This window comes from Winogradskyella sp., from assembly GCF_025210595.1.
Lineage (GTDB): Bacteria > Bacteroidota > Bacteroidia > Flavobacteriales > Flavobacteriaceae > Winogradskyella.
Genome location: NZ_JAOARH010000077.1, coordinates 26,584 through 39,332, shown reverse-complemented (window position 1 = coordinate 39,332; position 12,749 = coordinate 26,584). Strand labels below are relative to the sequence as shown.

Here is a 12,749-nt window from a genome sequence, read left to right as displayed (position 1 = left end):
ATGATTTATGTAAGTCTTTTACCTCTATCATTAGCCTAATAATAAACTGGTTAATAAAAAGTTTAATAGTATAATGACAACACTTGTCCAAACAAAAGATGTTGTACTGGCTTTACCAACTTCTAATGCGCCACCTTTCATGAAATACCCATAAAAAGAAGGAATAGTTGCTAATATAAATGCAAATACCATGGTTTTAATAAAAGCATAAGCCATATGAAAAGGTATAAAATCGTTTTGCACACCTTCAATGTAATCCTCTAAAGTACCATAGCCACCATAAACACAAGCAACTAAACCACCTAAAATGCCTAAAAACATAGCGATAGAAATCACAAAAGGATAAAGCGTAAGTGCAATAAATTTAGGGAACACTAAATAATTAATAGCATTAATACCCATTACTTCTAGAGCATCTATTTGCTCAGTAACACGCATAGTACCAATACTAGAGGTTATAAACGACCCAACTTTACCAGCCATGATTATAGAGATAAATGTTGGTGCAAATTCTAAAATTATAGATTGTCTTGTAGCAAAACCAACCAAATATTTTGGAATAAGTGGATTGCTTATGTTTAATGACGTTTGTATGGCAATGACACCACCAACAAAAAAGCCGATAAAAGCAACAATGCCCAAGGATCCAATAATAAGATCATCAATATCTTTAAGGATTAAAGTTTTTAGCACAGACCATTTTGTTGGTTTGCGAAACATGTCTTTAATCATTATAAAGTAAGTGCCAATATTATGAAGGTATTTCATGCATGAAAATTCTAACGCTAAAGTATAAAAAAAGATGTGTTTATTAATGTTAATTTAAATTAAGATATTCTAAAAACCGTATTTTTGATGCTTAGAAAAAGACCATTTTAATATGAAAAATATCTTCACTTTAATTCTTACAGCATCTTTGTTTTTTTCATGTGGATCTCAAGAAAAAATGATTGAAAAAAAAGAGGAAACTATTCAAGAAAAATCAGACTCTAAACCTAAGCTAATTGTAGGTATAGTGGTAGACCAGATGCGTTATGATTATTTAACGCGTTTTGAAGCCAAGTTTGGTGAAGGTGGCTTTAAGCGTATGATTAGAGAAGGGTTTAATTGCAAGAACAACCACTTTAATTATATACCAACAAAGACAGCTGCTGGTCATGCCTCTATTTATACAGGTACAACACCTAGATATCATGGTATAATAGGAAATAGTTGGTTCGATAAGACTATAAACGAGAGTGTGTATTGTGTTAGGGATAACTCTTATGAGTCTGTAGGAACAGCAAGTACAGATGGGCAAATGTCACCACACAGAATGACAACAACCACCTTTTCTGATGAAAATAGATTGTTTACGCAAATGCAAGGAAAAACTATAGGTATATCTATTAAAGATAGAGGAGCGGTTTTGCCAGCTGGTCATAGTGCCAATGCTGCCTATTGGTTTAGAGGAAAAGATGAAGGTGCTTGGATTTCTAGCACATTTTACATGAATGCCTTACCAAAATGGGTGAATGATTTTAATGCTTCTAATATTTCGAGTGATTATTTAAAAGAGTGGAATACATTATATCCAATTGAAACTTATACAGAAAGTGGAAATGATTTAAACAATTTTGAAGACGGTTTTAAATCTAAAACTACGGCAACATTTCCATATGATTTAAAAGTACTTAGTAAAGACAATGGTGGTTATGATATTTTAAAATCTACTCCTTACGGTAATAGTTTAACAACAGATTTTGCTATTGCAGCTATTGAAGGTGAGCAATTAGGAAAAGATAATCATACAGATGTTTTAACGGTTAGTTTTTCTAGTACAGATTATGTGGGTCATAATTTTGGAGTTAATGCCAAGGAAACACACGATACGTATTTGCGTTTAGATAAAGATTTAGAACGTTTCTTTAATTACTTAGATAGTTATGTTGGCGAAGGGGAGTACACCGTGTTTTTAACAGCAGATCATGGTGCGCCTTATGTGCCAGCATTTTTAAATTCACATAGAATACCAGGTGGTTTATTAGATTTTAATACGCTTAAAGCAGATTTAAATGAGCTATTACTATCAAAATTTAATACAAACGACCTTGTGTTAAAAATTAGTAATGAACAAGTGTTTTTAAATCATGAAGCAATTACAAGCAATAATATTGAATTAGCGGATGTTGAAAATACCATTATTAATAAATTGCTAGATTATGAGATGGTTAATAAGGCTTTTAAAGGAGGTATTGTGAATAACTCTGCATTTCAAGATGGTGTGGAGCTTCTCTTAAAGAATGGTTATAACCAAAAAAGATCTGGAGATATCGTAATTGTGATGGAGTCTTCGGTTTTTTCAGATGGTCCTTGGAATAAAAAAGGAACAGACCATGGCTCAGGTTATGTTTACGATACACATGTGCCATTATTGTTTTTTGGTGCTGGTATAAAGCAAGGTGAGACGTATAAAAAAACTGTTATTACAGATATTGCGCCAACCATTTCAGCATTGTTAGGTATTAGTTTTCCTAATGGAACAACAGGAAATGTGTTAGGGTTTATTATAGATTAATTAATTTGAAAAGAAAACAACTCTATTCGCTAATAGCTATTGCTTTGGTCATAGCCATTTACACTTTTGAGTATTATCAGAAATCTGAAGAGAAATCTATAATTGTAGAAACAGGTAAAGCGCCTAAAGAAAATACTAACGAATATTTTTTACCAACAAGTACAACAGGGCAAATTGTACATCATCAAAATTATTCTTTGTCTTATAGTGAATCACATGAACAAGCAGAATGGGTTGCATATGAGCTGAAAATGTCCCATTTAAGTTCAACCAATCATAAAAGACCTTATTTTGAAATAGATGAAGCTGTGAAAACAGGTGCAGCGCATTGGCGTAATTATAAAAAATCAGGTTATGATAGAGGGCATCTTTGTCCTGCTGGTGATCGACGTTTTAGCAAAACAGCACATGACGAAACTTTTTTAACAAGTAATATAAGCCCACAAAAGCACGATTTTAATTCTGGCATTTGGAATCGATTAGAACAAAAGGTGAGGTATTGGGCAAAAAAATACGATGGTGTTTTTGTGGTTACTGGCGGAATTTTAAAAAATAATCTTAAAACCATAGGAGAAGAAAAAGTGTCTGTGCCTAATCAATTTTACAAAATTGTTTTAGATAATACCGATGGTAAACCAAAAGTCTTGGCATTTTTAATGCACCATAAAGACTCAGATTTGCCTTTGTATGAATTTGTGGTTCCTGTAGATAAGATTGAAAAATTAACAGGAATTGATTTCTTTCCTGAACTAAATGATGCTATTGAAAATAAAATAGAAGCCTCTAATAGTTATAAAGATTGGGCTTTCTAAAAAACGTTTTTGTCATGCTGGATTTATTTCAGGATCTATCTTCATTATTTAAGTTTAGATTTTATCCCTTTCCATCTTAAGTCTCTAATAAACTCACCTTCATCTTTAGAAACCAGAAATTCAGTTTTTGAAGATTTTGCTCTAAAATAACCAGACATATAATCTCTAAAGAGATGTAAACTTCTTTTTTTATAAGCCAGTTTTAAAGCAGAAATTAATGTTATCCAAAAACCATAACGCATTTTGTACATAGCTTCGCCTTGTAAATATTTTGAAGCTTTGTTATAAGATTGTCCTGTAGGTTTTAGATGTTTTACATGTAGAGCTTCGTCAGTTAAAATTTCCCAATTACGGTATTTGGCTAACAATTCATCAATCGTATCCCAACCCATTGAGGGTTTCAGTTTTCCGATTTGTTCAAAACACGCTTTTCGATAAGCTTTTAGAGCGCCTCTAATGTGGTCTTTGTTGGTTAAATTTTCTAAAACCCATTTTTCGTTTTTTTCTATGTAGCAAAATCCAGATGCCATACCTAGTTTAGGATTGCTACTAAAATGTAATGCTATTTTTTCTAGATAATTTTTTGGAAAAATTAAATCGGCATCAAACTTACAGATAACATCATAGTTGCTATCTAAAGTCACTAAGCCTTTGTTAAACGCATGGATGATTTTAGAGCCAGGTAAATGCTTATCTGAAGACGCTGAGTTTATAAGCGTAATCCAGTTATATTTTGAAACGTATTCTTCAACTATGCTCTGTGTGCTGTCAGTAGAATTATCATTAACGATTACCAATTGCTTTGGTAATAGGGTCTGCTCAACCAAAGATTGTATCGTCTTACTAATGTAAGCTTCTTCATTATGAGCTGGTATTACTATATGAAAATTCAAATTTTAAAATCTATGTCTCAAAATTAACTAAACCAATTTGGAATTTAGTGTATGCTATTTGGAATTTCTAACAGCATAAACAATATAATAGCGATTGGTGAATTGTCTTAAAAAAGGACGAATACCAAGCTTTTTAACAGGATTAGTCCATTTTTGTCTATCAATAATTTTCCATCCCGTTTTTTCTAAAAGCCAATCTAACTGCCAATCTTCAAACTCATGGTAATGTCTATCCCATAGATCTGTTTTACTTCTATACGCTGAGGTAAACCATAGTTTTAAAGGGACGCTTATCACTAGTTTTTCAGCTTTAATAGATTTTAAAACCTCATAAGGAGAGAGTAAGTGTTCAAATATTTCAAAAGCTGTAACAACTTTGGTTGAAGCATTTTCAATTGTTGAACGGTCTTCATCTAAATCTTCACCTTTAGTGTTTTCAACAGTAAATCCTTCAGAAATCATAATTTCTGAAAACGGATTTTTCACACCTAAATCTAATATAGATTCAGAAGTAGAAATATGTTTTTTTAAAAACTGAAGTGTAAGCTTAAAACGTTTGTTTGGGTATGTTTTCTCGTACATTGCATTGCCGCAAAAGCGGTAATCTTACAAATTAATATCTATAAACCATAGCGTTGATGTGCATGCCAGCACCAACACTAGCAAATATAACAACATCACCTTTATTTATTTCATGTTCTTCTAATTTGTTGTTTCTAATCAAATCAAAAAGGGTAGGTACTGTGGCAACAGAGCTATTTCCTAATTTATGGATACTCATAGGCATAATACCTTCAGGAGCTTTTGCTTTAAATAACCGGTAAAAACGTTTAATAATAGCTTCGTCCATTTTTTCATTTGCTTGATGGATGAGCACTTTTTTTATTTCAGAAATATCTATTCCGCTTTTATCCAAACAGTCTTTCATTGCTTGCGCTACATTGGTTAGAGCAAATTCGTAAATTTTACGACCATGCATTTTTATGTATCGCGTATCTGGACAAAGTGTTTTGTTGTTAGAGTTACCAAAGTGTAAATAATAAGCTTCGTCGTAAGTAAAGGAAGCAGATTCATGCGCTATAATTCCACTATCCTCATTAACAGATTCAACAATACATGCGCCAGAACCATCGGAATAAATCATAGAATCTCTATCGTGAATATCAACAACGCGCGATAAGGTTTCTGCACCAACAACCAAACATTTTTTGGAGATACCTGCTTTTATAAAAGCTTGAGCTTGTATAACTCCTTCTAACCAACCAGGACAACCAAAAAGAATGTCGTATGCGACACACTTAGGGTTTTTTATGCGTAAGCTATGTTTTATACGAGAGGCTAAACAAGGTAGTATATCACTTTGAATAGCATTAGCTTTTACATTTCCGAAGTTATGCGCACAAATAATATAATCTATAGTCTCTGGATCAATATTAGCATCTTCAATTGCTTTCTGTGCTGCTAAAAAACCAATATCTGAAGCTACTAAGTCATCATCGACATATCGTCTTTCAATAATACCAGTAATGGCTTTAAATTTTTCAACAATAACTTCATTAGGATAATCTATAGAAGAGCCATCAGTATTTAAAAATTGATGTTGGTGAAAATCTTCATTTCTTTCTATATTCTTTGGAATATAACTGCCTGTACCTGTGATTTTAATTCCCATCTCAAAAAAATTTCTATTAATTTACTAAGCTAGTGAAACTCTAATATATAGTTGCTGATTAACTGACTAAAAGCTAGATTTTTTCCGAATTCTCAGTTATTAGGATTTGTTTTAAAAATACCATAAAAAAAGTGCTCAATTTGAGCACTTTTTTTATTTGATTAAATCAATTTTAGGCTTCTATGAAGTCTTCAATTGGTGCGCAACTGCACATTAAGTTTCTATCACCATAGGCATCGTCTACACGTCTTACACTTGGCCAAAACTTATTATCTTTCACATAATCTAAAGGAAAAGCTGCCGCAGCTCTACTGTAAGGTAAAAGCCATTCGTCTGATGTTAGCATTTCCATAGTATGTGGTGCATTTTTTAAAACATTATTAGGTTCTTCTTTAGAAGCATTATCAATCTCTTTACGAATAGAAATCATAGCATCGCAGAAACGATCCATTTCAGCTTTACTTTCACTTTCAGTTGGTTCTACCATCATGGTGCCTGCAACTGGGAAAGAAACGGTTGGTGCATGGAATCCGTAGTCCATTAAACGTTTAGCAATATCAGTAACTTCAATACCTTTTGCTTTAAAATCACGACAATCAATTATCATTTCGTGTGCTGCTCTTCCGTTTTCACCTGAATAAAGTGTTTGGAAAGACCCTTCTAATCTTTCTTTAATATAATTAGCATTAAGTATAGCAATTTCAGTTGCCTTTTTTAAGCCTTTAGAACCGAGCATTTTAATATAGCCATAAGAAATAAGGCAAGCTAATGCAGAACCAAATGGTGCGGCAGAAATTGCTGTAATAGCTTGGTGTCCTCCGGTTTTTATAACAGGACTTCCTGGTAAAAATGGTACAAGTTGTTCAGCAACACAAATTGGGCCTACACCTGGTCCACCTCCTCCGTGAGGAATAGCGAAAGTTTTATGTAAGTTAAGATGGCAAACATCTGCACCAATATTTCCAGGATTGGTTAAGCCAACTTGAGCATTCATATTGGCTCCATCCATGTAAACCTGTCCACCATTATCATGAATGATTTGAGTAATCTCTTTAATAGCAGATTCATATACACCATGAGTAGATGGGTAAGTTACCATTAAGGCCGAAAGGTTGTCTTTATGTAGTTCGGCTTTTTTTCTTAAATCTTCTACATCAATGTTGCCATTTTCTGAAGCTTTGGTAACGACCACTTTCATACCAGCCATAACTGCACTTGCAGGATTTGTTCCATGAGCAGAAGAAGGTATTAAACAGATATTTCTATGATGATCTCCACGAGATTCGTGATAAGCTTTAATAACCATTAAACCTGCAAATTCACCTTGAGCTCCAGAGTTAGGTTGTAAAGAAGTCGCTGCAAAGCCAGTAATTTCAGTTAACTGATTTTCTAAACCTTTTAACATTAATAGGTAGCCAGCTGCTTGCTCTTTTGGTACAAAAGGATGCATATTTCCCCAATTGTTCCAACTTAGTGGCAACATCTCAGAAGCTGCATTAAGTTTCATAGTACAAGAGCCTAATGAGATCATTGAATGATTTAATGCAAGATCTTTACGTTCTAATCGTTTAATGTAGCGCATTAACTCGGTTTCAGAATGATAGGTGTTGAATACATCAAAAGTTAAAAAGTCTGATTGACGTTTTAAACCATCAGGAATAGTATCGAAATCAGAAATTTCAGTGATTTCATCTGTGTTTTGCTCAGTTACAATTTCGAAAATTGATATAATTTCATTGATGTCTGAAACCGTTGTAGTTTCATTTATAGCTATTGTAACTGTATTATTATCTGGGTAATGGAAATTAACCTCTTTCTTTTCTGCTTGGTACTTTACCTTAACAGCATCAGCTTTTATTTGAATAGTGTCAAAATAATGCGAATTCACTTGCTCTAAGCCTAAACGTTCTAAAGCCTTAGCTAGTGTAGCTGTTGTTTTTTGAACTTTATTTGCTATAAAATCGAGACCTTTTGGACCATGATATACAGCATACATACCAGCCATAACTGCTAATAAAACCTGAGCGGTACAAATATTAGAGGTTGCTTTATCTCTCTTAATGTGTTGCTCTCTGGTTTGTAGGGCCATACGTAAGGCTCTGTTACCATTTGTATCTTTAGTAACTCCAATAATTCTTCCAGGTACATCACGTTTGTAAGCTTCTTTTGTAGCAAAATAAGCAGCGTGAGGTCCACCATAACCCATAGGGATTCCAAAACGCTGTGTAGTACCAATTACGACATCTGCACCAAACTTACCAGGAGCTTCAAGTTTTACTAAGCTTAAGATGTCTGCTGCAACAGCTACTTTTATATTTTCGGCATTTGCCTTTTCTATAAATGATTTTATGTCTGTGATTTGACCATTTTTACCTGGATACTGTAATAATGCGCCAAAATATTCATTAGTGAGTTTGTATTCTGCTTCATTACCAATTTCTAATTCTATACCTAAAGGAATTGCTCTGGTTTGTAAAAGATCTATAGTTTGAGGTAGTACTAAATCTGAAACAAAGAATTTATTAACTCCTGCTTTTTTCTGAGCACGTTCTCTTACTGCAAACAATAAGCTCATGGCTTCAGCGGCAGCAGTACCTTCATCTAAAAGAGATGCATTGGCTATTTCCATACCTGTTAAATCAATAACCATGGTTTGAAAATTTAAAAGTGCTTCTAAACGTCCTTGTGCAATTTCTGCCTGATATGGAGTGTAAGCGGTATACCAACCTGGATTTTCTAAAATATTACGTTGTATAACAGCAGGTAAATTAGAAGGATGATATCCTAGGCCTATATAAGACTTATATATTTTATTTAGCTGCGATAATTTACGAATATGGCTAAGGTATTCTTGTTCGCTCATTGCTGGATCTAAATCTAAATCCTTTTTAAGGCGAATACCAGTAGGTATTGTTTCTGAAACTAATTGATCTATACTATCAACACCAATGGTGTTTAGCATGCCTTTTTGTTCATCTAAATTTGGGCCAATATGTCTAAGTGCAAAAGAGGTTGTATCCATTGTTTAATCTGCTATTTTTTCGATATGCAAAAATAAGGAAATAGACGCTTTTTTTAATTAATGAAAATTAAAGTTTTTAACCGAAAACATAGGTTATTAACACATTGATTATTTTTGCTTCGTGAAGATGCTAAAGCAAATATTTAATTTTTACATAAATAGTAGTATGCATGTAGCATTGGCAGTGTGTGCGTTGACTTGGGTAACCTTAATTCAGTTTGAAATAAATGATAGTAAGGATGTGATTTACTTTGTTTTTTTTGCAACAATTACGGGTTACAATTTTGTGAAATATTTTGGTCTGGTGAAGTTTCATCATAGAAGTTTAGCAACATGGCTTAAAACCATTCAAATTTTTTCATTTTTTGCTTTTATAGCCATGTGTTATTTTGCATTGCAATTGAATGTTGAATCTCTCTTGTATCTTTCAGTTTTTGGACTGATTACTTTTCTGTATGCTATTCCGTTATTGCCAACGCGTTATTTTAGAGATAGTCAGAAGAATTTGAGGCAGATTAGCGGACTAAAAATTTATGTCATAGCTCTGGTTTGGGCTTTTACAACTGTTTTTTTACCGTTGTTGAATAGTGAAATTGATATAGGTTATGATGCTAAGATAATTGCAATACAGCGTTTTGTATTGGTTATTATTTTAATGCTTCCTTTTGAGATTAGAGATCTTATTTATGATAGTGTAAAATTGGCAACAATACCTCAACGTATTGGTGTGAGAAACACAAAGACTATTGGTGCTGTGTTATTGTTATTGTTTATGTTATTAGAATTCTTTAAAGATGAATTAGATAATGCTATGGTGATTTCTACTTCAATTACAGGTTTAATAACCTTACTGTTTGTAATCTTTTCAAACAAATATCAATCAAAATATTATAGTGCATTTTGGGTGGAGAGTATTCCTATAATGTGGTTGGTTTTATCATTGATGCTTGGCTAATTCTTCTTCAAATTGTTTTTTTAGTGTATTGCGTTCATCATTTTTTAAGCAATTAACTTCAGTATTTTCTAACACTTCGGTTAACTTGTTATTTTTATTAGAGTAAGCTCTGGTTATTTTACACCAAGAAAGTCTAAGACCTAACTTTATTCGTTCCCAACCTGTAGCTTCACCATATTGAGTTTTATCGCAAATATGCTTTGCTTCTTCGCAGCTTATAAATAAAAAACTTTTTTTCATTGTATTTTTAAAACCAGTTTTTTTCCATGCAATCAGCTAGAGCTGTTCTTGCTCTATGAATGATTACCCAGAGGTTAGACGCTGTTATTTCTAATTCATTACAAATAGTTTCGGTATCGTATCCTAAAATTGTTTTCATTTTAAAAACGTCGGCTTGTTTTGCAGGTAACTTAGATAAGCAATCGTAAATTGCATCACCTAATTCTGAGTTTTCTAATTTGTCTTCTGCCGTTTTATCAAATGGATCAGCCACACGTTCTTCTAGCCAATCTCCTTCAGCTTCTGCATCGCTATTGTAACTCATTCTAACTTCAGCTTTACCCTTGTTAGAGTTTATTTTGCGATAGTAATCAATTATTTTGCGTTTTAGTATAGAAATTAACCAAGTACGCTCACTTGCTTCACCTTTAAAGTTAGACATAGATTTGAGGCCGGCTAAAAAAGTCTCAGAAACCAAATCTTGCGCCATCGCTCTGTCATTAACTCTGGAAATGGTGTAGTTAAATAAGTAATCTGAATATAAATCTATCCAGTTATTTGGGTTTATTTGATGGTTAGCCATTCTAAAGTTTCATTGCTTAATCAAAAATAGGATAAAATATTTACTTCTGAAAAGAGTTTGCATTTTCCTAACGTTTGGTAGCGCTTATAATGTAATACCCAAAACTTTTCATGTGTAAACCAGATAATAAAGCATAAAATGACCCTTTTAGGTTATGAAAACTTTCTCTTTTAATCCCTTTAAAGCCTAATAATTTTTTTAAAATAAATCCTATAATCGCAAAAGGTACATGAAGCACAGATGGCGCAACTCTAAAAGATGCATCTTCTACTTTAATGTCTTTAAAACCTAATTCTTCAAGTTTTTGTTTAATAAAATGATGGGTTTCTAGCTTTTCTAAACTCCAATGACTACATAATTTGTTATAAGAAAACTTGCCACCTCTGCAGAGCTGATTCTTATCTTTTTTTAAAAAAGCGTCAGCCATTACAAAACGACCGCCAGGTTTTAGGAGTCTATGCATTTCTTTTAGTGAATTATAGTTGTGGCCAGAGTGACAAAAACTTTCAATAGCTATAGCAGAATCAAAAGAATTTGACTGAAAAGATGTGTTATTATAGTTTTCCTTTAGGATGATGCCGTTTTTACCTTTAAGCAATTCATTACCTTTTTGTACCTGAAAATCTGATAACGTCACACCATAAGCCATTACATTTTTATAGTGCTTTAGTGCATATCGTATAGTTGCTCCCATACCACAACCTAAATCGATAAGACGGTTTTTGGTTTTGCCAATATTTAGTCTTTTTGTGACTTGCCTGTTCATTTGGTTAAGCATTGAGTCGCGTTTAAATGGATTAGTCTTAAATGGCATAAAATATCCAAAGTGCATGTTATAATCATTGCTCCAAAACTCATAATCTTCGGTAGCTTCGTTATAGAATTCTACCATTTCTATACGGTTTTGTTCTGAATAATTGCTGTAAGGTATAGTTTGAGTTTTCATGGTGTTTTGTATTTTAATTTAAGTATATATTATAAATGACTAACCAAGTGTAGACTACTGCAAATAGTATGAATAAGAAGTTCATGAAATATCCGCCTATTTTAAAAATTAATTTTTTAGGGATTTGATACATTGGATAGTATGCAATTTGTGTAGTCACTTTGCCAACCCAATAAGCAGCTATTAATCCAGTTAAGGCAATTGCTAAGGTGGTTCCGTTTTTTAAGTCATTTGGAATTATTATTGCAATCAATCCAAAAGAGAAATTTAAACCCTGAATGTATCTGCCATAAGTTTTTGCAATTTCTTGATTTAAAGGTTTTAGTTGCCTTACATCGTTGTACCAATCAAAAACTTTATGTCTAATATATGGATAGATAATAGCTGTAAATATTTGACCCAATCCACCAAGGATAATAAGCCAGTTTGGAATTGAATAATTCATAATTTCAATGTTTTTAAACTTTCAGAAAAAATTGAAAGTTTTGATTGAAAAAATATATTATTACTTCATCAGCTTTAAAACCGATTTAGTTAACCAGTTTTGGTTTTGGTTAACAAGTTTGTTCATTAGAGTGTCTAAATCGTCTGTTAAATCTTTTAAAGCTTTGGTTTGCTTAATAAGTTCTTTGGTTTTTTCTGAGCCGTCATCTTTAATAGAAGATACGTCTTCTAAAACTTTAATAACTGGTTTTATTTCTCTACGGCTACGTTCTTTAGCTACAATACGTGCCAATTCTTGTACGTCTTTTTCAGTGGTGAAAAAATCTTTTCGTTCACCAGAAACCAACACTTTAGTAACAATTCCCCAATCCATAAGCTGTCTTAAATTCATACTGGTATTACCACGAGAAATTTTAAGATCTTCCATAATGTCTTCCATAGACAAGGGGTTGGTAGAAATAAAAAGCAAAGCTTGTATTTGCGCCATAGCCTTATTAATGCCCCAAAGTGAGCCAAGACTTCCCCAAGTACTAATAAATTTTTCTTTTGCTTCTTGGTATTCCATGTTACAAAGGTATAATAAATTTCAAACTTTCAAAAACTTCTGAAAGTTTATTTGCTTGACTTAATCTTTTAAAATCAAGAT

At 32.7% G+C, this 12,749-nt stretch carries 13 protein-coding genes; 3 read left to right on the top strand and 10 right to left on the bottom strand.

The genetic code is table 11. From position 1 onward, the window contains the following. Positions 1–30: 30 nt before the first annotated feature. Entirely contained in the window at positions 31–768 is a 738-nt protein-coding gene (locus tag N4A42_RS08140; RefSeq protein WP_294072581.1) for an ABC transporter permease, read from the bottom strand. Between the two features lie 112 nt (positions 769–880). On the opposite strand from N4A42_RS08140, the gene pafA reads away from it, so the two are divergent. Further along, a complete protein-coding gene (pafA, locus tag N4A42_RS08135; RefSeq protein WP_294072578.1) occupies positions 881–2,557 on the top strand; it encodes an alkaline phosphatase PafA in 1,677 nt (558 codons plus the stop codon). 5 nt (positions 2,558–2,562) lie between these two features. After that, positions 2,563–3,369, top strand: coding sequence for a DNA/RNA non-specific endonuclease (locus N4A42_RS08130; protein ID WP_294072575.1), 807 nt, complete (start codon positions 2,563–2,565; stop codon positions 3,367–3,369). 44 nt (positions 3,370–3,413) lie between these two features. On the opposite strand, the gene N4A42_RS08125 is transcribed toward N4A42_RS08130, so the two are convergent. The 4 genes from N4A42_RS08125 to gcvP all read right to left on the bottom strand — a co-directional run bounded on the left by N4A42_RS08125 (position 3,414) and on the right by gcvP (position 8,956). Next, the gene (locus tag N4A42_RS08125) at positions 3,414–4,262 is read right to left on the bottom strand and encodes a glycosyltransferase family A protein (RefSeq protein ID WP_294072572.1); all 849 of its coding nucleotides are present in this window, start codon (positions 4,260–4,262) and stop codon (positions 3,414–3,416) included. Positions 4,263–4,316: 54 nt separating this feature from the next. Continuing rightward, positions 4,317–4,844, bottom strand: a complete 528-nt coding sequence (locus N4A42_RS08120) for a methyltransferase (RefSeq protein ID WP_294072569.1) — start codon at positions 4,842–4,844, stop codon at positions 4,317–4,319. A gap of 31 nt (positions 4,845–4,875) precedes the next feature. After that, positions 4,876–5,934: a 3-oxoacyl-ACP synthase III family protein gene (locus tag N4A42_RS08115; protein ID WP_294072566.1), complete on the bottom strand. Its 1,059-nt coding sequence runs from the start codon at positions 5,932–5,934 to the stop codon at positions 4,876–4,878. A gap of 172 nt (positions 5,935–6,106) precedes the next feature. Beyond that, positions 6,107–8,956 (bottom strand): aminomethyl-transferring glycine dehydrogenase, encoded by a 2,850-nt coding sequence (gene gcvP / locus N4A42_RS08110; protein ID WP_294072563.1) that lies wholly within the window; start codon positions 8,954–8,956, stop codon positions 6,107–6,109. A 166-nt stretch (positions 8,957–9,122) separates the two neighbouring features. Between gcvP and N4A42_RS08105 the strand changes: the two genes are divergently transcribed. Beyond that, a complete protein-coding gene (locus N4A42_RS08105; protein WP_294072560.1) occupies positions 9,123–9,911 on the top strand; it encodes a hypothetical protein in 789 nt (262 codons plus the stop codon). Here N4A42_RS08105 and N4A42_RS08100 read toward each other — a convergent pair. The 5 genes from N4A42_RS08100 to N4A42_RS08080 form a co-directional block, all read right to left on the bottom strand. Beyond that, positions 9,894–10,151: a hypothetical protein gene (locus N4A42_RS08100; RefSeq protein WP_294072557.1), complete on the bottom strand. Its 258-nt coding sequence runs from the start codon at positions 10,149–10,151 to the stop codon at positions 9,894–9,896. The genes N4A42_RS08105 and N4A42_RS08100 overlap by 18 nt on opposite strands. Positions 10,152–10,158: 7 nt before the next feature. Beyond that, complete coding sequence (locus N4A42_RS08095; RefSeq protein WP_294072554.1) at positions 10,159–10,713, bottom strand: sigma-70 family RNA polymerase sigma factor; 555 nt, start codon at positions 10,711–10,713, stop codon at positions 10,159–10,161. A gap of 67 nt (positions 10,714–10,780) precedes the next feature. After that, entirely contained in the window at positions 10,781–11,659 is an 879-nt protein-coding gene (locus tag N4A42_RS08090; RefSeq protein ID WP_294072550.1) for a methyltransferase domain-containing protein, read from the bottom strand. 13 nt (positions 11,660–11,672) lie between these two features. Beyond that, on the bottom strand, positions 11,673–12,104 hold the full coding sequence (locus tag N4A42_RS08085; RefSeq protein WP_294072547.1) for a hypothetical protein: 432 nt from the start codon (positions 12,102–12,104) through the stop codon (positions 11,673–11,675). Between the two features lie 60 nt (positions 12,105–12,164). Beyond that, a complete protein-coding gene (locus N4A42_RS08080) occupies positions 12,165–12,668 on the bottom strand; it encodes an ArsR family transcriptional regulator (protein ID WP_294072544.1) in 504 nt (167 codons plus the stop codon). Positions 12,669–12,749: the final 81 nt, after the last annotated feature.

Bases quoted from the DNA above. Each gene is read 5' to 3' on its own strand.
- pafA (WP_294072578.1), top strand. From the start codon at position 881: ATGAAAAATATCTTCACTTTAATTCTTACAGCATCTTTGTTTTTTTCA.
- N4A42_RS08085 (WP_294072547.1), bottom strand. From the start codon at position 12,104: ATGAATTATTCAATTCCAAACTGGCTTATTATCCTTGGTGGATTGGGT.
- N4A42_RS08115 (WP_294072566.1), bottom strand. From the start codon at position 5,934: ATGGGAATTAAAATCACAGGTACAGGCAGTTATATTCCAAAGAATATA.
- N4A42_RS08095 (WP_294072554.1), bottom strand. From the start codon at position 10,713: ATGGCTAACCATCAAATAAACCCAAATAACTGGATAGATTTATATTCA.
- gcvP (WP_294072563.1), bottom strand. From the start codon at position 8,956: ATGGATACAACCTCTTTTGCACTTAGACATATTGGCCCAAATTTAGAT.
- N4A42_RS08080 (WP_294072544.1), bottom strand. From the start codon at position 12,668: ATGGAATACCAAGAAGCAAAAGAAAAATTTATTAGTACTTGGGGAAGT.
- N4A42_RS08100 (WP_294072557.1), bottom strand. From the start codon at position 10,151: ATGAAAAAAAGTTTTTTATTTATAAGCTGCGAAGAAGCAAAGCATATT.
- N4A42_RS08090 (WP_294072550.1), bottom strand. From the start codon at position 11,659: ATGAAAACTCAAACTATACCTTACAGCAATTATTCAGAACAAAACCGT.
- N4A42_RS08140 (WP_294072581.1), bottom strand. From the start codon at position 768: ATGAAATACCTTCATAATATTGGCACTTACTTTATAATGATTAAAGAC.
- N4A42_RS08105 (WP_294072560.1), top strand. From the start codon at position 9,123: ATGCATGTAGCATTGGCAGTGTGTGCGTTGACTTGGGTAACCTTAATT.
- N4A42_RS08120 (WP_294072569.1), bottom strand. From the start codon at position 4,844: ATGTACGAGAAAACATACCCAAACAAACGTTTTAAGCTTACACTTCAG.